The following is a 17,513-nucleotide window of genomic DNA, read 5'->3' on the forward strand; positions in this document are numbered from 1 at the left end:
CCGAAACCGCCGGAAGCTACCCGGTAGCTACCCAGTAACTACCTGGCAACTACACCGCGGAGAGAATATCAACCACCACGGCGATGGCCTGGGCCGGATTATCCTTACTGGGCACGCTCAGCAAAACCCGGGAGCCCACCGGCACCCCGGCCAGGGGCGCGAAAATCTGCTGGGTGGACGGAACCGAACGCGGCCCGGCCGGGTAATTCGCGGTTGTGGGAACCCAGGTGTTTTCCGCGTGGGCGTTATCCCACTGCGCGGCCGCGAACTGGAGCACATAGGTGCCCTTCTCCGGGAGGGGAGCCCCGCTGCCGCGGGCAATCACCGTGGCCTTGAGCTCCGCGGGAGCTTCCGCGCCCTCTTTCACCCGGATCTCGGTAATGGGCTGACCCAAGTCCCCCTTGTAGTCCACCGGGAGCGCATCAGCCGCGGTTTCCACCGTGGCACCGGCCTCACCCGCGCTCTTCGCGTTCCAGGCATCCAGAATTTCCACGTAGAACGCGATGGTATCCGTGGCCCCGATGGAGCCATCCTGGGTACCGCCCGAAGGTCCGTACCCCCACTTCGCCGGGATGGACAAAATCAACTTGTCCCCCACGTGGGCCTTGGCCAGGGTGTGGCTCCAGCCCGGGATCACCTGGGCGAGCGGGAATGTGGCCGGAGCATTACGCGAATAGGAAGAATCGAAAGGCTCGTTCTTCCCCCACACTTGGCCCACGTAATTGACCTTGGCCACCGCATCGGCGCCAAGTTCCGCGCCGCTGCCCTGTTCGAGCACCCGCACCCGCACATCCGCGGGAGCATCCCCCTTCGGGAACTCCAGCAGCGGTGCCTGCGCCGTGCCACCCAGGGACGGCATGCCCTCCTCCGAGTACACGATTTCGGGGACTTCCCCGGGGGCGGGGCTTTCCACCGCGCCGCTTGCCTCAGCACTTGCGGATTCGGAAGCAGCTGGTGTTGAGCTAGCTGCGCCGTCGTTCCCACCCGAACATGCCGCGAGGCTGCACGCAAGCAAGGCCGCCGTGCAGCCCGCAAGAATTTTCTTTCCCATCAATGTCACTTTCTTCATCCCGTTCACGCCGCGCGAGTGCGCCGCGGCCTTCGCGTATCCGCGCTTTAGCGGCTTTCGCCCGCGCCCAGTTTCTCCAGGAGCAGCGCCTCCGCCAGAATAGCGTTACGCCAATCGCCCAGGTGCAGGGATTCGTTATGAGCGTGAGCGCGGGCGTCCGGATCTTCCACGCCGGTCACCAGAATCTCCGCCTCCGGGAAGACTTCCGCGAGGTCGGAAATGAAGGGAATGGACCCGCCGGTGCCGATGTCTACCGATTCGTGACCGAAGGCTTCGCTGAGGGCCTCGCGAGCCAGATGCATGATGGGGGTATCCTCCCCGGCCTTGAAACCGGAACCCGCTTCCGCAACTTCGGTAACCACGGTGGCCCCGAACGGCGCCTGCGCCTCAATGTATTCGGCCAGCAGTTCGCCGGCGCGCTGGGGATCCTGACCGGGAGCCACCCGCATGGAGAGGAAAGCCCGCGCGGAGGGAATCACGGTATTGGAAGCTTCCGCGGTGGAGGTCACGTCCATGCCGATCACGGCGATGGAGGGTTTCGTCCACATGCGCGAATTGAAGGAGCCGGTGCCCAGGAGCTGCATGCCGGGCAAAATCGCGGCATCGCGGCGCAGGTGCTCTTCTTCGTAATCGACGTCGGCATCATCCCACGCATCCAGGCCGGGAACCGCAACGTCACCGTTCTCGTCGTGCAAGGTGGCGATAATCCGCGCTAGGGCGGTCACCGCATCGAGAGTGGGCCCACCGTACTGGCCCGAATGCACGCCGTGGGTGAGAGTGGACACTTCCACCCCCAGGCGCACAACGCCGCGCAGCGACGTGGTCAAGGAGGGCACCCCCACCTTCCAGTTACCCGAATCAGCCACCACGATGGCATCAGCCTCGAGGCGATCCCGGTAGGTTTCCAGGAAAGCGTGGAAGGTAGGCGAACCGATTTCTTCTTCGCCTTCGATGAAGAGGGTGACGTTCACGGCCAGGTCATCGCCGAGGGCCGAGATCGCGGCCATATGGACGAGCACGCCCGCCTTATCATCGGCGGTGCCGCGCCCGTACAGGCGCCCGTTCTTTTCCACCGGCTCGAAAGGATCGGATTCCCAGCCGTCCAGGGTGCCCTGCGGCTGCACATCGTGATGCGCGTAAAGAAGAATGGTGGGCTTATCATCGCCGACGTGCTTATGGGCGAGAATCGCCGGGCGGCCCTTCCCCTGGGGCGTTTCCAATTCAATAATATCGACGTCGAAACCGCGTTCGCGGGCCATGCGCGCCACGAATTCTGCGGATTCACGCACTTTCGCCTGGTCAAATGCATCGGCGGAAACGGAAGGAATACGGACAAGGTCCTCAAGCAAAGCACGATGGACGGGCAGGGCCTCATCCACGCGCGCAACAAGATCACTACTCATACGTCCTAGGGTACCGGGTTCGCCCGCGGGCGCGGCGGGTGCTGAACAACGACGGCACAGGCCGCGGGTGGCCGGCTTTACGTGAAGAGCTGCGGTAGTGTGCGCGGGTAATGGACAGGGCGGCCGCGCGCGAACGGTTAGACTATTCTCGTTCAAGGCATAGTTGGCGACGACGCAGGAGTTGAGATGGCATTCGGCCGCAAGAAAGAGGCATTAGAAAAGGCGCAAGAACAGGCAGCCCCCGCCCCCACTCATCCCAAGGGATATACCCCGGGCAAGGGAGCCCCTACCCCGAAGCGTAAGGACGTGGAAGCGCGCCACCGCCGGCCGATTATTTCTGATAAATCCTCGATGACCCGCGAGGAAAAGAAGGCCCGCAAGGCCGAGGAACGCGCCCGTTCTTCCGAGCGTTGGGAACGCGAACAAACCGCGATGAAAACGGGGGATATTCGGAATATGCCCCTCGCTCACGCGGGTGTGCAGCGGGCTTTCGCGCGCGATGCTCTTGATTCGCGCTTCCAGTTCTCCTCGCTCATGCTTTTCCTGGCCGTCATTATGATCGCGGGTGTTTTCACTCTCACCCGCTTCCCGTTGGTCTTCAATGTGTTTGTTATTACCTGCTACGCGATCCTGGTGCTCATGGCCCTGGAATCGTGGTGGCGGGCCCGCCAGGTGCGCACCCTGGTCGAATACAAATACGGGGAGGATAAGACTCCGGATCGCCTGGTCGGGCAGATGATGTCGCGCGGTTTCACCCCGCGGCGCTGGCGCATGCCCCGCCCCATGGTGAAATTCGGTGAGTACCCCGAGGGCGGCACTCCCGCGGATCTCAAGAAGGCGCGGGAAGCGAAGAAAGAAATGAAGCGGGCCGCAAAGGGCTAAAGCGAAGGGCTAGCGAGATTACAGATTGCGCTGGGCGATGCTAGCTGGCCGGGACCACATAATCCAGGCCAGCCCGGCAATGGCCCCGAGGGTGGGAAGGTAATAATAGGTGGCTCCGGCCTGATACCAGGGACTCACCTGGTGGAAAAGATCAGGGATGACCACGCCCACCACGGCCATCACAATATTGGCGCTCCAGCAGGTGGTGGCCACCCAGCGCATCCGCCGCCCATTATGGAGCGAACCGGCGCAGGCCAGCACCCACACAAGCGCCGCCACCAGGGTGGTGGTCATGCGCCCGGGATAGCCCAGCTGAAAATCTTCGGTGCCCGCAACAATGGCCCGCCACACAAAAATGGCGGCCCCCAGGCTCAGCGCAATGAGGAGGAAGAGAGGCCAGCCCACGGCGGTGCGCCTCTCGTCTCGGATCATTTCACTATTCACCTGGCTCCTCCCAGAATCCTGCACTGGCTGCGCGCCCCCCTCGCGGAGCTGACCGCGGAGACGACGTACCATCATAAACCTTTAAGCGCGCCGGTGCTCCGCGTTCCAACGGCGCACCGACTCGGGATAGCCGGTGCGATTAATTTCGTAGAAAGGTATGCCCAGTTCACGGGCAAGTTGTGCTCCGGCTGCCAGATCGGGCACCCGCCGGCGGGTCCACTCCCCGCTGCGAGCAACGAGAAGAAGAGCCGCCGACTCACGCGGAGTTTCCACCTCAAAATAAGCTTCCACCCCCGCGCGAGTCTCGATGAAATCGGCGAAGTGTTTCGCCGTCGCCGAACGGCGAGCACCGCCGTGAGCAGCACGGGAACGGGAGCGACGCGAAAAAAGACCCATACGGTGATTTTAGCGACCCTCGCTGGGAGCGTGATGCGTCCCAGATAACACCTCGGCATGGCAGAATATAGGTATAGCGGCTCTTGTACCGCATTCCAAAATGTTGTATTGCGAAGGGAAATCCTGTGGCAGAAACGAAAGAGTACGACGTCGTCATCCTCGGTGGCGGCAGCGGCGGCTACGCGGCCGCGCTTCGTGCCGGTCAGCTCGGCCTGACCGTTGCTCTTATTGAGGCTGACAAGCTCGGCGGTACCTGTTTGCACCGCGGGTGCATCCCCACCAAAGCATTGCTGCACGCCGCTGATGTTGCTGATGAAATGCGCGAAGGCCCGTCCATCGGCGTGAAGGGTTCCTTTGAGGGCATTGATATGCCCACCTTGCAGGCCTACAAAAACGGCGTGATCGAGAAGATGTTCAAGGGCCTGACCGGCCTGGTCTCCTCGCGTGGAGTAGAAATTGTGCAGGGCTGGGGCAAGCTCGTCGCGAAGGACACCATCGAAGCTAATGGCGTGCACTACCGCGGCAAGCACGTTGTGCTGGCCTCCGGTTCCTACTCGAAGACCATCGGCCAGGAGATCACCGGCCGCGTCCTCACCTCCACCGAAGCGCTGGAGCTGGGTGAGGCCCCCGGATCCGTGATCGTGCTGGGCGGCGGGGTCATCGGGGTGGAATTCGCCTCCGCGTGGCGCTCCTACGGTGCGGAAGTCCAGATTATTGAGGGCCTGCCGCGCCTGGTCCCCAATGAGGATGCGGAAGTGTCCAAGAATCTGGAACGCCAGTTCCGCAAGCGCGGTATTAAATTCGCCACCGGAACCATGTTTGATCACCTCGAACAAACTGATCATTCCGTCAAGGTTTTCACCCAGGACGGCAAGGAATTCGAGGCGGATTACCTGCTCATCGCTATCGGGCGCGGTCCGGCGACCGCGAACCTCGGCTACGAAGAAGTCGGGGTGAAGATGGATCGCGGTTTCGTGCTCACCGATGAGCGCCTGCGCACGAACGTTGATGGAATCTACGCGGTGGGCGATATTGTGCCCGGCCTCCAGCTGGCACACCGTGGTTTCCTCCAGGGTATTTTCGTTGCTGAAGATATTGCGGGCCTCAACCCCAAGGTGATTGACGAAACGAAGATCCCGCGCGTCACGTTCTGCACCCCGGAAATCGCCTCCGTGGGCCTCAATCAGGATAAGGCTGAGGAAGAATACGGCAAGGAAAATATCACCACTGCCACCTTCAACCTCACCGGGAACGGCAAGTCCCAGATGCTGGGCGCGGCCGGTTTCGTCAAGCTGGTTGCGGTCAAGGATGGCCCCATTGTGGGCTTCCACGCCATCGGGGCGCGCATGTCCGAACAGATTGGCGAAGGTGAACTCATGGTGGCCTGGGAAGCCTACGCGCAGGACTTCGATGGTCTTATCCACGCCCACCCCACCCAGAACGAAGCAATCGGCGAAGCGGCACTGGTCCTCGCGGGCAAGCCGCTCCACAACCACTAAATCGAGGGAGATAACTCTATGTCTGAACCGTTGAAGATGCCCGCCCTGGGCGAATCCGTCACCACCGGTACCGTGACCGCCTGGCTCAAGCAGGTGGGCGATACTGTTTCGCTCGACGAGCCGATTGTGGAAGTCTCCACAGACAAGGTCGATTCGGAAGTCCCCTCCCCCGCGGAAGGCGTGATCGAACAGATCCTCGTCCAGGAAGATGAAGAAGTTGAGGTGGGTGCCATCCTCGCCTATATCGGTGATGGCTCCGGCGTGGCTGCTCCGGCAGCTCCCGCCAGCAATGCGGCGCACGCCGAAGAAGCGGCTCCGGCTGCAGCTGCCGCACCTGCCGCACCCGCCGCGCCGGCTCCGCAGCAGGGTGGCTCGGCTGCCACCGGTGTGGAAGTGAAGATGCCCGCTCTGGGCGAATCGGTCAATGAGGGAACTGTTACCTCCTGGCTGATAGCCGAAGGCGACGAAGTCGAAGCCGACCAGCCCATCGTGGAGGTCTCCACGGACAAGGTCGATTCGGAAGTCCCAGCCCCGGCCGCCGGCATCATCCAGAAGATTGTGGTCCAGGAAGATGAAACGGTTGCGGTGGGCACCGTCATCGCTTATATCGGCGACGGCGCAGCCGCGCCCGCCCCCGCGGCTCCCGCCGCCGGTGCGGCCTCGGCTGAAGCACCGGCCAGTGTGGCAGCGGTCCAGGAACCGGCTTCCGGGACCCCGCAGCACGGCACCCCGGCCCAGCAGGAAAACCAGGCGAACACGCCGAATCTGGATACGGCTGATGCCGGTACCGGGTTCTCCGAACCGGATGCTTATATCACTCCGATTGTGCGCAAGCTCGCCAAGGACTTGGATGTGGACCTGTCCGGAGTCAAGGGCTCCGGCGTGGGCGGGCGTATTCGCCGCCAGGATGTGGAAGCGGCAGCCGCGGCCGCGAAGAAGGCTGCGGAAGAAGCCGCGCGTGCCCAGGCCGCTGCTTCCCAGCCGGCCCCGGCAGCTGCACCCGCGCCCGCCGCGGCGAAGAAGTCCGTGCCGAGCGCACCGTCCGCTGAGGCAGCTCAGCTGCGCGGTACCACCGCGAAGATGACGCGCCTGCGCCAGACGATCGCCAAGCGCATGGTGGAATCCCTCCAGATTTCGGCGCAGCTGACCACCGTGATCAAGGTGGATGTCACGAAGATCGTCAAGCTCCGGGAAGCCAATAAGGCTGCTTTCGCCGAACGTGAAGGCACCAAGCTGACCTACCTGCCCTTCTTCGTCAAGGCCGCCATCGATACCCTGAAGAACCACCCGAAGCTCAATGCCACCATCAAGGACAATGAGGTGAAGTACTTCGATTACGAGAATATCGGCATCGCGGTGGATACCCCGAAGGGCCTGTTCGTTCCGGTTATCAAGAACGCGGGCGATCTCAATATCGCCGGCCTGGCCCGGGCGATCAACACCGGCGCGGCCAAGGTACGCAATGGCGAAGCAGCTGTCGATGACCTCACCGGCGGTACCTTCACCATTACAAATACCGGCTCGAACGGCGTCATGTTTGACACCCCGGTCATCAACCAGCCCGAGGTAGCCATCCTGGGTATCGGCGCGATTATGCGCGAACCCGGCATCGTCAAGGACGCGGACGGCAATGAATCCATCGGTATTCGTTCCTATCTCTACCCGGCGATCACCTACGATCACCGTTTGGTCGACGGCGCAGATGCTGGCCGGTTCCTCAAGGAATTCAAGGCCCGCCTGGAAGAAGCCGATTTCGAGGGTGCGTTCTAAGGAACTAAAGAACTAAGAACCTTGGTTCCTCTGGGTTACGCAGTACACCTAGGATGCTACGTAACTCGGTGACACAACCTCAGTCGCGCGCGTGATCGCGCGAACGGGAAGCTCCCCGGTTCCGGTAGTGCTATCTGGCATTCCGGATACCGGGGAGTTTTCGGGTTAATAGCCGGGGTAATAGCCAAAAATAGTTGCTAATGACGGCGTGCCGGTGGCGCGGGTCCGACCCGGTACCGCAACGAACCGGACCCGAAAACAGAGTGTACGGGCGACCGGCGCGGTGGGCTTCGGCGCGTACTGTCCACAAAAAGCAACCACAGCTACATTAACTTTTCCGAATCGTGCACTGGTGTTGCTTTTTGTGCGCTCCTGGCTCTGGGCGTTGCATCCTGTCGCTCCTCCGTGTCGAGGCGTTGCTTTTTGAGAGCTTCCGCGCCGAGAGGTTACATTCTGTGAACCCTGGCGTTGTGGTGTTGCTATTTGCCGGTGCCAACACCGGGAGGTTGCATTTTGCGAGCACCTTCGCGGACCGGTCTATGCTTGTATACCCCTGGGGGCAAGTAGGAATTGCGTGGGCCAACAGAGTGTACGTGGGTGACAGTTTTTCCCTGCTTTATTGTCAGGCGGTCGGTGTCAAGTAGTTGTGAAAAATATAGCTACTATAACATGTAGAGATATAATGGTTACGGTTTGCGCCCTGCTTAGGCCGCCCGCTTGGCCCGGAAAACAAAGTGGGTGTGAGAGCACCGTTTTCAGCCGGTTTTATGTTCCTTATGCCCATTCTGTGGGACGCAGTGTCCAGAATGCCCGTTTTGTTGCCTCGCTGGAGCATCGCTGCCCCGTGGCCGGCGGGGCAGGGTGTTTTTCCGGGATGTACTGCCGATGTCGTACATGCGAAGTACATCCCGGAAAACATATAGCCCCTCCCCAGGTGCTGGTGTGACTCCTGAGGTTCGGTTGATGGAACCTCGGTTGATGGGCCCTCGCCGGCGGCCGCCGTTACGGGCACGGATGAACCGCCACGATCCTCCACGGCTGCGGGCTCAGCTGCCAGCGCGCACACCGCTCCGGTTGCGGCCCGATAGTTTCCCCGCTGGCGAGAACGAGACTGCGCTGCACCGTGACAACTTCAAGAAGGTTCTCCCCCACCCAGAAAGCTTCCCGCACCTCGGTTTCCACATGCGCTACCGGAGTGTTCTCCAGCACGCTACGCAACTTCGCATCGGCTGCCGCTGCTTCACCTTCCGGCACGCTCAAGGCGCTCAGCGCTGCTATATCACCCGCGCTAATAGCGGCATCGCGCGCCGCCACCAGCTGGCGAGCCACCGCCACAGCATCCGGCTCCGACGCGAGATCTGCACCAGCGCCTGACACCGGGCTCTGGCCGGGTACCGAACGGTCGCCAGGCCCCGGGCTGTCACCGTACCCCGGGCCCTCGCCAGGCACCGCGCCATCGCCATACCCCGAGTCTTCTCCCCGCACCGGATCCGCGGGGGCCTTGTTCACCGTGGGTACCAGCGCGCCCAGCGCCATTCCTACCAGTACACCTGCCACCATCCCGAGGACGCACAGGCGCACCAACATAGCCACCCGCCCGTCGCTAGCTCCGCTTACCCCGCCTACGCCACATGCCCCGCGTGCCCCGCGCCGATTCATCACTGTGCCTGCCATAGGCGTACTTCACCACCGCCGGCCCATCTCGTCCAGAAGCCATCCACAGGAAGGCCCGCCACTGCGTCGTTATCCACAAGCCGCTCGCGCCGCACACCTGACGCCGCACGCCGCAGCCGCACGCCTCCCACCTCCCGCCTCCCGCAGAGTTCTCGAGCACATCACCACGCTTGCCCTTGATGCCGAGGTCACCGCAGGATCCATACCTCCACCCCGAACGGTCCGCCAGCGTGAGATTGGGCCAGGCGCTCAACAAAACCGGCGCTATCGTCTAGAATCGACGGGGACTATCGAGAAGGATCTAAAAGGAATCAGATGGCACAGGATAAGAACAAGGGCGCGAAGAAGAAGCCGGGCTTTTTCAAGACTCTACGTGACGCATTCACCATCGCGAAGCGCACCTACAAGCATCTGGGCTGGTGGCTTGCCCTGGCCGGGCTCGCGGGCCTGGGAATTGGCATTCTCCTCGGTTTCCTCACCAAGAGCTGGATCGCGTGGACCGTTTTCGGGATCCTCCTCATGCTCCTGCTTCCCATGCTGCTTCTCACCCGGGCGGTGCGCTCGGCTAGCTACGCGCAGCTGGATGGCATGCCGGGAGCCACCTCCGCGATTCTCGATTCGCTGCGCGGCTCGTGGGTCAAGCAAACTGAACCGGTGCGTTTCAACGCCCGCCACCAGGATTTCGTTTTCCGCCTCATCGGGCGCCCCGGCGTGGTTCTGGTTGCCGAAGGCCCCATCTCACGTACCCGCAAGCTCGTTGATGATGAGCGCCGGGCTATCCGCCGGGTAGCCCCGAATGCCCCGGTGCACGCCATTTTCATGGGCAATGGCGAAGGCCAGGTTCCGCTGGCCAAGATTGAAAAGGCTATTAAGAAGCTGAAGAAGGAAATTTCCGCCCAGGAAGTTTCTGCCCTGGCCCAGCGCCTCGAAGCTTTGGGGAATAAGGCACTCAATATCCCCAAGGGAATTGATCCCACTAATATTCGCGCTAATCGGCGGGCCCTGGGCGGCCAGTAGGCCGCGCCGTCGTCGTATATATTTCGTATCCGCCCGGGGAATTCCACGTGAGTTCTCCGGGCGGAGGCACGCCCGGAGGTTTTTGGAGCCGGGGCAGCACGCTAAACTACATGGGGTAACCGCACCGCTAGCCGCGCCGCGCGCCGGGAGGAGTCCGCATGTTCACAAGTGTCGCCGAAGCTGCCGAGTTTATCGCGGAAAACGAGATCGAATTTCTTGATATTCGCTTCTGTGACCTGCCTGGCGTGATGCAGCATTTCACGGTACCCGCCACCCAGGCAACCGCCGAAAAAATGAACGAGGGCTATATGTTTGATGGCTCCTCGATCCGCGGTTTTACCTCGATTCATGAATCGGATATGAAACTGCTTCCGGATGTTTCCACCGCTTTTGTGGATCCGTTCCGTTCCGAACCCACCCTCGTCATGAATTTCAATGTGGTGGATCCGTATACCGATGAGCCTTTCGCGCGCGATCCGCGCAACGTTGCCGAACGCGCCGAGGCGTACTTGCGTTCCACGGGTATTGCGGACACGATTTCGGTGGGTGCGGAAGCCGAGTTTTATTTATTCGACGACGTGCGCTATGACACCACGGTCAATCATTCCATGTACGTGATTGATTCCAATGAGGGCTCGTGGAATTCGAGCCGCTTGGAGCCGGGCGGGAATACCGGCTACAAGATTCCCCACCAGCAGGGCTATTTCCCGGTGGCGCCGGTGGACGCGAACGAGGATGTGCGTGACCTCATGTGCCAGTATTTGGCGCAGGTGGGTCTGGATGTAGAACGTGCCCACCACGAAGTGGGCTCGGGCGGCCAGCAAGAAATCAATTATCGCTTCAATTCTTTGCGCGCCGCGGCGGACGACCTCATGAAATTCAAGTACGTCATTCGCCGAGCTGCCGATGTGTGCGGGAAAACTGCCACTTTTATGCCCAAGCCGCTTTTCAATTCGGCCGGCTCGGGGATGCACTGCCATATGTCGCTGTGGAAGGATGGCCAGCCGCTTTTCCACGATCCGCGCGGCTACGGGCAGCTATCGGACCTGGCGCGCTGGTACGTGGGCGGTTTGCTGGCCCACGGGAAGGCGCTCGCGGCCTTCACTAATCCGTCCGTGAATTCCTACCGCCGCCTGGTTCCCGGTTTTGAGGCGCCGATCAATTTAGTGTATTCGGCGCGTAACCGTTCGGCCGCGATCCGGATTCCGCTGAGCGGGAATTCCCCGGCGGCCAAACGTATTGAATTCCGGGTTCCCGACCCGACCGCCAATCCCTACCTGGCTTTCTCCGCGGAGCTCATGGCGGGCCTGGACGGCATCCGCAACCGGATTGAGCCGCCGGCCCCCATCGATAAGGATATTTACGAGCTGCCGCCGGAAGAATACGCGGATATCGAGACGATTCCGGCCTCCCTCGATGCGGCTTTGGCCGAGCTGGAAGCCGATCACGATTTCCTCCTCGAGGGGGATGTGTTCACCGAGGACTTCATCGCCACCTGGATTAAATACAAGATGGATGCGGAAGTGACCCCGCTGCGGGCCCGCCCCCACCCGTACGAATTCGAGCTGTACTACACGCTCTAACCAGGCGCGAGGCGCGGGCTAGTCGCGCCCGTAAAAAACATGCTCCACGGCGGCGCGGGCATGCCGCGCGGCCCGGGCGCGCCGGTCGAGGATATCGCTGGCGTGCTCGGCGCCCAGGATCGCGGCCATGCGTTCGCGCTCGCGTGGATCACGCGGAATGACCTGGGCGGCGCTCCCGGTGCGGCCCGTCGCCACAAAAGCGGCCTGGCGCAGCGCGCTGGCAGCCTGCCAGCCCTCCACGAGGGCGTGTTCCTCATCCGCGGTGATCAGCCCGGCAGCGCCGGCCGCCCGCAGTGCCTCCCCCGTTCCGGTGACCCGGAGTTGCGGGTAGGCCGCGGCGTGCTCGAGCTGGAGGAGCTGCGCGGTCCACTCCACATCCGCGCTTCCGCCCGGCCCGAGCTTGAGGTGGGAGGCCGGGGCCACTCCCCCGGGAATCCGCTCTTTTTCCACCCGGATTTTCATGAGCCGGATGGCGGTGCACCGCGCCTCATCCCAGTGCGCCGGGTAGCGCAGCGGGGCGATGAGCTCAAGGAAACGCTCCCCGAGTTCGCGGTCCCCGCCCACCGCGCGGGCCCGCAGCAGCGCCTGGAATTCCCAGGGCTCGGCCCAGTTGCGGTAATACTCCCCGTAGGAATCCAGGCTGCGCGCGAGCACCCCGCTGCGGCCCTCGGGGCGCATATCAGCATCCACGGCCAGCGGCGGCGCCCCGCCCACCTCCTGCTCCAGGCGCATAAAAGCACGCGCCAGTGCATCGGCATCCCCGGCAGCTTCCTCCGGCCCGTCCCACACGAACATCACATCCGCATCGGAGGTATAGCCGCATTCGCGCCCGCCCAAGCTTCCCAGCCCGATCACCGCAAAAGAAAAATCGGGATGCGGGCTATCCACCTCGTTTTTTTCGGCGACGACGGCGCACCTGGCGGCGCGTACCCCCGCTTCCACCGCGCATTCCACGGCGTTACTCACCGCGCCCGCCACATCTTCGGGCCCGAGCAGTCCGAGAGCCTGGGCCATGGCGGTGCGCAGCACTTCCCGCCAGCGCAACCACCGGCCCGCCCCGGCGATCTCCTCCGGCCGGCTGCGTCGCTCGAGGAGCGCGTCCAGCTCCCCGCGCAGCGCCCCGGCGCTGCGCGGGGCCAGCTCGGCGTCGTCGCCCAACCACGCAATGGATTCGGGTAGTTCGGGGATATCGCGGGCCAGGAAACGCGAACGGGACAGAATGAGGGCGAGGCGGTGGGCGACGGGCCCGCCGTCGCGCAGGGTGCGCATATACCAGGAGGTGGTCCCCATTTTTTCGGAGAGCACCCGGAAAGCGAGCAGCCCGGCATCCGGTTCGGGGCCTTCGGCGAACCACCCGAGCATGACGGGCAGGAGCTGGCGGGCGATGGCCGCGCGCCGGCTGGTGCCTTCCGTGAGGGCGCTGATATGGCGTAGTGCGCCGGCCGGGTCGCGGTAGCCGATACTGGCCAGGCGGATGCGGGCGGCTTCGGGGGCCAGGGAAATATCGTCGGCGGCTAGCTGCGCGGCGGCGGGAAGGAGGGGCCGGTAGAAAATATCTTGGTGGAGTTCGCGCACCTCCCGGCGTACCTGCGCGAAGGTGTCGGTGAGGGCCGCGGCGTCGGGCAGGCCGAGGGAGCGGGATAGGCGGCGCAGGTCGTCTTCGCGGGTGGGAAGCACGGCGGCCCGGCGCAGCCGCACCAGTTGGGCGCGGTGTTCCAGGCAGCGCAACCAGCGGTAGTGGTGGTCGAGGCGAGCGGCATCGGGGCGGGAGATATATCCGCCTTCCGAGAGGCTCGCGAGCGCCGTGGTGGTGGTGGCCGAGCGGATGGTGGTGTCTACGCGCCCATGCACGAGCTGGAGGAGCTGGACGGTGAATTCCACGTCACGCAGGCCGCCTGCCCCTAATTTGATATGGCGTTCGCGTTGGGCGGTGGGGATATGGGCTTCCACGCGGGCGCGCATGGCCCGGGCGTCGGTCACGAAGTTGTCCCGGGAGGCGGCATTCCAGACGAGCGGGGCGGTGGCGCGCAGGTAGTTATCGCCGAGTTCGCGGTTGCCGGCGGCCACGCGGGCTTTGAGGAGGGCTTGGAATTCCCAGCTTTGTGCCCAGGTGGCGTAGTAGTCCAGGTGGGAGGCGAGGGTACGCACCAGGGGGCCGGTTCCGCCTTCGGGGCGCAGCGCGGTGTCGATGGTCCACAGGGCGCTTTCGGGGCCGGGTGCGCTGATATATCCGGCGAGTGTAGTCGCCAGCGCGGTGCCGATCTCCAGGGCTCGTGCTTCGCTGACTCCCGGGCGTGGTTCGGTGATATAAACGACGTCCACATCGGAGGCGTAATTGAGTTCCCCTCCCCCGGTTTTCCCGAGCGCGATAATCGTGAAATCAACATCGTGAGCATCGGGTACCCGGGTGCGGGCGAGCTGGAGGGCACCTTCCAGGGTGGCGCAGGCCAGGTTGGAGAGAGTGGCGGCCACTTCGGGCAGGCGAGCAGCGGGATCAGGCAGGGTGAGGTCCCAGCCGGCCAGGGTGAGGATGCGGGTGTAGTAGTGGGCGCGCAGCGCGGCAATAGCATCCTGGAGGTCACTGCGGTTCTCCCGCGAGTCGCTTCCAGCCGCCATTCCAGCCTCCGGCCCGGCACCGGTCACAGGACTCGTCCCGGTACCTTCCACGGCACCCGCGAGCCAAGGGGCCAGGGCGGCGCACATGGCCGCCCGTTCATCCGCCTCGCTCAGCAGGGCGCGTGCTTCGGCTTCTTCGGCGGTCCCGCATAGTTCCCGGGCGGCTTGGGGGTGGCGCGCCAGGTGATCGGCCAGCGCGGTGGAGAGCCCGAGCACGGCGAGCAGGCGTGGCCGGGCTGCGTCGTCGTTCCCTACACCCTCCCGCCGGTTTAAGCCGAGCCGCGCGCAGGCCGCAAGCGCCCGGTCCGGATCCGCGACGTGCGCGAAATCCTCCGGCTGCCAGGCGCCGGCCTCCAGCTCCGCGGCGGCGCGTTCGGGGGCCGTGAATCCGCAGCGCCGGGCCCGCTGGGCGAGGGTGAGACGTCGCATACCCGCTCCCCGCGGCCCTAGCGGTCAGCCCGGAAACGCGCGCGTTCCAGCGGGGTGACCTGGGCGCGGTATTCGGCCCATTCGGCGCGTTTATCACGCAGGAAGTAATCGAAGGCATCCTCGCCCAGGATCTCGGCAACCAGGTCGGAGCTTTCCATGAGTTTGAGCGCGCTATCCAGGCTCCCGGGCAGGGATTCGATACCGAGCACGGAGCGTTCCATATCGGTGAGGAGGAGGACATCCGTATCGGCCGGGTCGGAAAGATCGTATTTTCCTTCGATTCCGGCCAGGCCCGCGCCCAGCACGGCCGCGAAAGCCAGGTAGGGATTGGCGGCGGTATCCAGGGCGCGGTATTCCAGGCGCGCGGATTGCGGTTTGGTGGGTTTATATTCGGGTACCCGCACGAGGGCCGATTGGTTGCGCGGCCCCCAGCACACGTAGGGCGGGGCTTCCCCGCCGCCCCACAGCCGCTTATAGGAATTAACATGCTGGTTGGTCACCGCGGTGATTTCGCGGGCGTGACGCATGAGCCCGGCCAGGAAGCGCCGCGCTGTTACCGACATCCCGAATTGCCCGCGCGGGTCGTGGAAAGCATTCGTTTCGCCTTCGAAAAGTGAGAAGTGGGTGTGCATGGCAGAACCGGGCCAGTGCGCCAGGGGCTTGGGCATGAAGGATGCTTCCACCCCGTGGCGCAGCGCCACTTCTTTAATAATGACGCGGGCGGCCATAATGCTATCGGCCATCGTGAGGCAGTCGGCGTAGCGCAGATCCACTTCCTGCTGGCCCGGGCCGATTTCGTGGTGGGAAAATTCCACGCTGATGCCCACGTCTTCCAGGGAAAGGATCACATCCCGCCGGAAATTATGAGCCACCGAGCGGGTCACGTAATCGAAATAAGAGGCCGAATCAATCGGGGTGGGTTCTTCATCGTCGCTGGCTCCCGGCTGGAAGAGGTAGAACTCCACTTCCGGGTGGGCGTAGGCGGTGAAGCCCAGGTCCTCGCAGCGGCGTAGGGTGCGCTGGAGGATAGCCCGCGGGTCGGAGCGGGCCGGTTCACCTTCGCGGGTGAGGATGTCGCAGAACATGAAGGCGGCGTCGTCGTTCCCATCCACGCCACGCAAGACCGCAAAGGTCGAGGCATCCGGGCGCGCAATCATATCGGATTCATACACGCGCGTGAGGCCTTGGATAGCCGAGCCGTCGAAGCCGACGCCCTCCGCAAAAGCATTATCGAGCTCCACGGGAGCCACCGCCACGGATTTGAGGGTGCCGACGATATCGGTGAACCACAGCCGCACGTAGCGGATACCGCGGTCGCTTATGGTGCGAAGGACGTGTTCTTGCTGGTCATCCATGGCGCTTCATCTTTCCGTGTTTTTTCGGGGAGGGTCCGTTAGTTCCGGCGAATTCGGTTATGCGTTCGGGCGCGGTCCGTTATGTCCGGGCGATGCCCGTTATGTGTGCGTGCGAGTGGAAACGGGGAGTAATCCGCGTACGAAGCGCCGCAGGTGGCGCCGCCGCGCGTGCGGAAGATCGTGGGCGAGCGGGTGGGAACGGAAACGGGTTTCCAAAACGCTGAGGGCTTCGCGTAGCTGGTACCAGTTTGTGATGTCTTCTCCGGCAAGGTGCAGCCACGGGAGAGCAGCGCCGACGTCGCGCATATCCCGCGAGTTAATTCGCTCGAGAGAACGAACCCATTCATCGGCACATTCCAGGCCGTAGGCCCAGCCCACGTAGGAGGCGAGGACCTCCGCGCTCACCCCGGCGAAGCGGGGCGCCGCGGTGAGGAAGCGCCGGAAGCCTTCTACCTGGTCGGAGGCCACCACCCCGTTCGGGGTGAGGGAAGAAAAGTTGAGGAGACCGACGAATCCGCAGAACACCAGCCAGCCACCCACGATGAGCCAGTACCAAGACAGCTGGAAAGCCAGGGCCCCGATAAAAGCCAGGCCCGTGAGCGCGATACCTCCGAAGAAGAGCACGGCGGCCAGCGAGCCCACCAATTCGCGCCCGTGGTGGTACCAGCCGCGCCGGGAGACCACTTCCGCTTTGCTATCGCGCGCGATGGCGAGGGCGAGGCGGGTGGAGAATCCCTGCACCCGCAGCACCGGGCGGGAGGCGGCCGGCAGCCCGGCGTTTTCCATCGCGGTGCGATACGAGCGATCATCAAAGGGCTCGGATTCCCGGAATGCTGCTGATTCAGCACTTTCCGGGGAGGCCAGGGCGGCCAGGAAGCGCGCCTCAAAAGGTTCGAGGGTGGAGGTATCGGCCTCGGTGAGGGAGATGGTGATCATCTGCCCGCGCAGGGCCGGATCCCGGAAGAAGTCAATAGTGAGGAATCCACGGGCGGCCAGGTCGAGGAGAGTGGTGATGGCGGCATCGTCCGCGGCGTAGTGGCGGTGCATAAAAGCCCCGAGGGCGGCGGGCATCTCCGGTGGAATGGTGCGTACCGGCGGGCGGGTATGCGGGCGGCGCCGCCGGTAATTATGGCCGGTCACCCCGGCAGGTTCACGCGGATATACCCCGCGCGGCAGATCGGCGTATTCCCGACTGGGGATGAGCGCCAAGCACATAATGACCAGGGCGGTCACCCCGATCCCTAAGGCCAACCAGAATTCCAGTGCGTTCATGGACACCAGCTCAAGCAAGGGTTCCACAGTCACCTCCTCGCACCTAGCGTACCGTCCATGTTCCACCGCGGGCGCGATGATGCACCGGCGCGCGTGACCTAGTA

The 17,513-nt window shown here is 63.6% G+C and carries 13 protein-coding genes; 5 read left to right on the forward strand and 8 right to left on the reverse strand.

Annotated elements, in window-relative coordinates; translation table 11 throughout:
- Positions 1 to 49: 49 nt before the first annotated feature.
- Positions 50 to 1,051, reverse strand: coding sequence for an FKBP-type peptidyl-prolyl cis-trans isomerase (locus tag ACRQDJ_RS00340; protein WP_284889561.1), 1,002 nt, complete (start codon positions 1,049 to 1,051; stop codon positions 50 to 52).
- Between the two features lie 65 nt (positions 1,052 to 1,116).
- Positions 1,117 to 2,472 (reverse strand): dipeptidase, encoded by a 1,356-nt coding sequence (locus tag ACRQDJ_RS00345; RefSeq protein ID WP_026428814.1) that lies wholly within the window; start codon positions 2,470 to 2,472, stop codon positions 1,117 to 1,119.
- Between the two features lie 186 nt (positions 2,473 to 2,658).
- Here ACRQDJ_RS00345 and ACRQDJ_RS00350 point away from each other — a divergent pair, with 186 nt between their 5' ends.
- Positions 2,659 to 3,354, forward strand: a complete 696-nt coding sequence (locus ACRQDJ_RS00350; protein ID WP_284889562.1) for a DUF3043 domain-containing protein — start codon at positions 2,659 to 2,661, stop codon at positions 3,352 to 3,354.
- Positions 3,355 to 3,372: 18 nt separating this feature from the next.
- Here ACRQDJ_RS00350 and ACRQDJ_RS00355 read toward each other — a convergent pair whose 3' ends face one another.
- Entirely contained in the window at positions 3,373 to 3,786 is a 414-nt protein-coding gene (locus ACRQDJ_RS00355) for a hypothetical protein (protein WP_234984493.1), read from the reverse strand.
- Between the two features lie 93 nt (positions 3,787 to 3,879).
- Entirely contained in the window at positions 3,880 to 4,194 is a 315-nt protein-coding gene (locus ACRQDJ_RS00360) for a P-loop NTPase family protein (protein WP_284889563.1), read from the reverse strand.
- Between the two features lie 125 nt (positions 4,195 to 4,319).
- Here ACRQDJ_RS00360 and lpdA point away from each other — a divergent pair, with 125 nt between their 5' ends.
- Positions 4,320 to 5,693 (forward strand): dihydrolipoyl dehydrogenase, encoded by a 1,374-nt coding sequence (lpdA, locus tag ACRQDJ_RS00365; RefSeq protein ID WP_087070670.1) that lies wholly within the window; start codon positions 4,320 to 4,322, stop codon positions 5,691 to 5,693.
- Positions 5,694 to 5,711: 18 nt separating this feature from the next.
- Entirely contained in the window at positions 5,712 to 7,463 is a 1,752-nt protein-coding gene (gene sucB / locus ACRQDJ_RS00370; protein WP_284889564.1) for a 2-oxoglutarate dehydrogenase, E2 component, dihydrolipoamide succinyltransferase, read from the forward strand.
- A gap of 1,002 nt (positions 7,464 to 8,465) precedes the next feature.
- Here the strand turns inward: sucB and ACRQDJ_RS00375 are convergent.
- Positions 8,466 to 9,137: a hypothetical protein gene (locus tag ACRQDJ_RS00375; protein ID WP_284889565.1), complete on the reverse strand. Its 672-nt coding sequence runs from the start codon at positions 9,135 to 9,137 to the stop codon at positions 8,466 to 8,468.
- A gap of 315 nt (positions 9,138 to 9,452) precedes the next feature.
- On the opposite strand from ACRQDJ_RS00375, the gene ACRQDJ_RS00380 reads away from it, so the two are divergent.
- Together ACRQDJ_RS00380 and glnA are read left to right on the forward strand one after the other, a co-directional pair.
- Entirely contained in the window at positions 9,453 to 10,154 is a 702-nt protein-coding gene (locus ACRQDJ_RS00380) for a DUF4191 domain-containing protein (protein WP_435710340.1), read from the forward strand.
- A 158-nt stretch (positions 10,155 to 10,312) separates the two neighbouring features.
- Complete coding sequence (gene glnA / locus ACRQDJ_RS00385) at positions 10,313 to 11,737, forward strand: type I glutamate--ammonia ligase (protein WP_284889566.1); 1,425 nt, start codon at positions 10,313 to 10,315, stop codon at positions 11,735 to 11,737.
- Between the two features lie 18 nt (positions 11,738 to 11,755).
- Here the strand turns inward: glnA and ACRQDJ_RS00390 are convergent, their stop codons facing one another.
- The 3 genes from ACRQDJ_RS00390 to ACRQDJ_RS00400 all read right to left on the reverse strand — a co-directional run bounded on the left by ACRQDJ_RS00390 (position 11,756) and on the right by ACRQDJ_RS00400 (position 17,436).
- A complete protein-coding gene (locus tag ACRQDJ_RS00390) occupies positions 11,756 to 14,782 on the reverse strand; it encodes a bifunctional [glutamine synthetase] adenylyltransferase/[glutamine synthetase]-adenylyl-L-tyrosine phosphorylase (RefSeq protein ID WP_284889567.1) in 3,027 nt (1,008 codons plus the stop codon).
- Between the two features lie 17 nt (positions 14,783 to 14,799).
- Positions 14,800 to 16,137 (reverse strand): glutamine synthetase family protein, encoded by a 1,338-nt coding sequence (locus tag ACRQDJ_RS00395; RefSeq protein WP_284889568.1) that lies wholly within the window; start codon positions 16,135 to 16,137, stop codon positions 14,800 to 14,802.
- A gap of 99 nt (positions 16,138 to 16,236) precedes the next feature.
- Positions 16,237 to 17,436: a DUF2207 family protein gene (locus ACRQDJ_RS00400; protein ID WP_026428803.1), complete on the reverse strand. Its 1,200-nt coding sequence runs from the start codon at positions 17,434 to 17,436 to the stop codon at positions 16,237 to 16,239.
- Positions 17,437 to 17,513 lie beyond the last annotated feature (77 nt).

Source organism: Actinotignum urematis (assembly GCF_051264595.1).
Taxonomy (GTDB): domain Bacteria; phylum Actinomycetota; class Actinomycetes; order Actinomycetales; family Actinomycetaceae; genus Actinotignum; species Actinotignum timonense_A.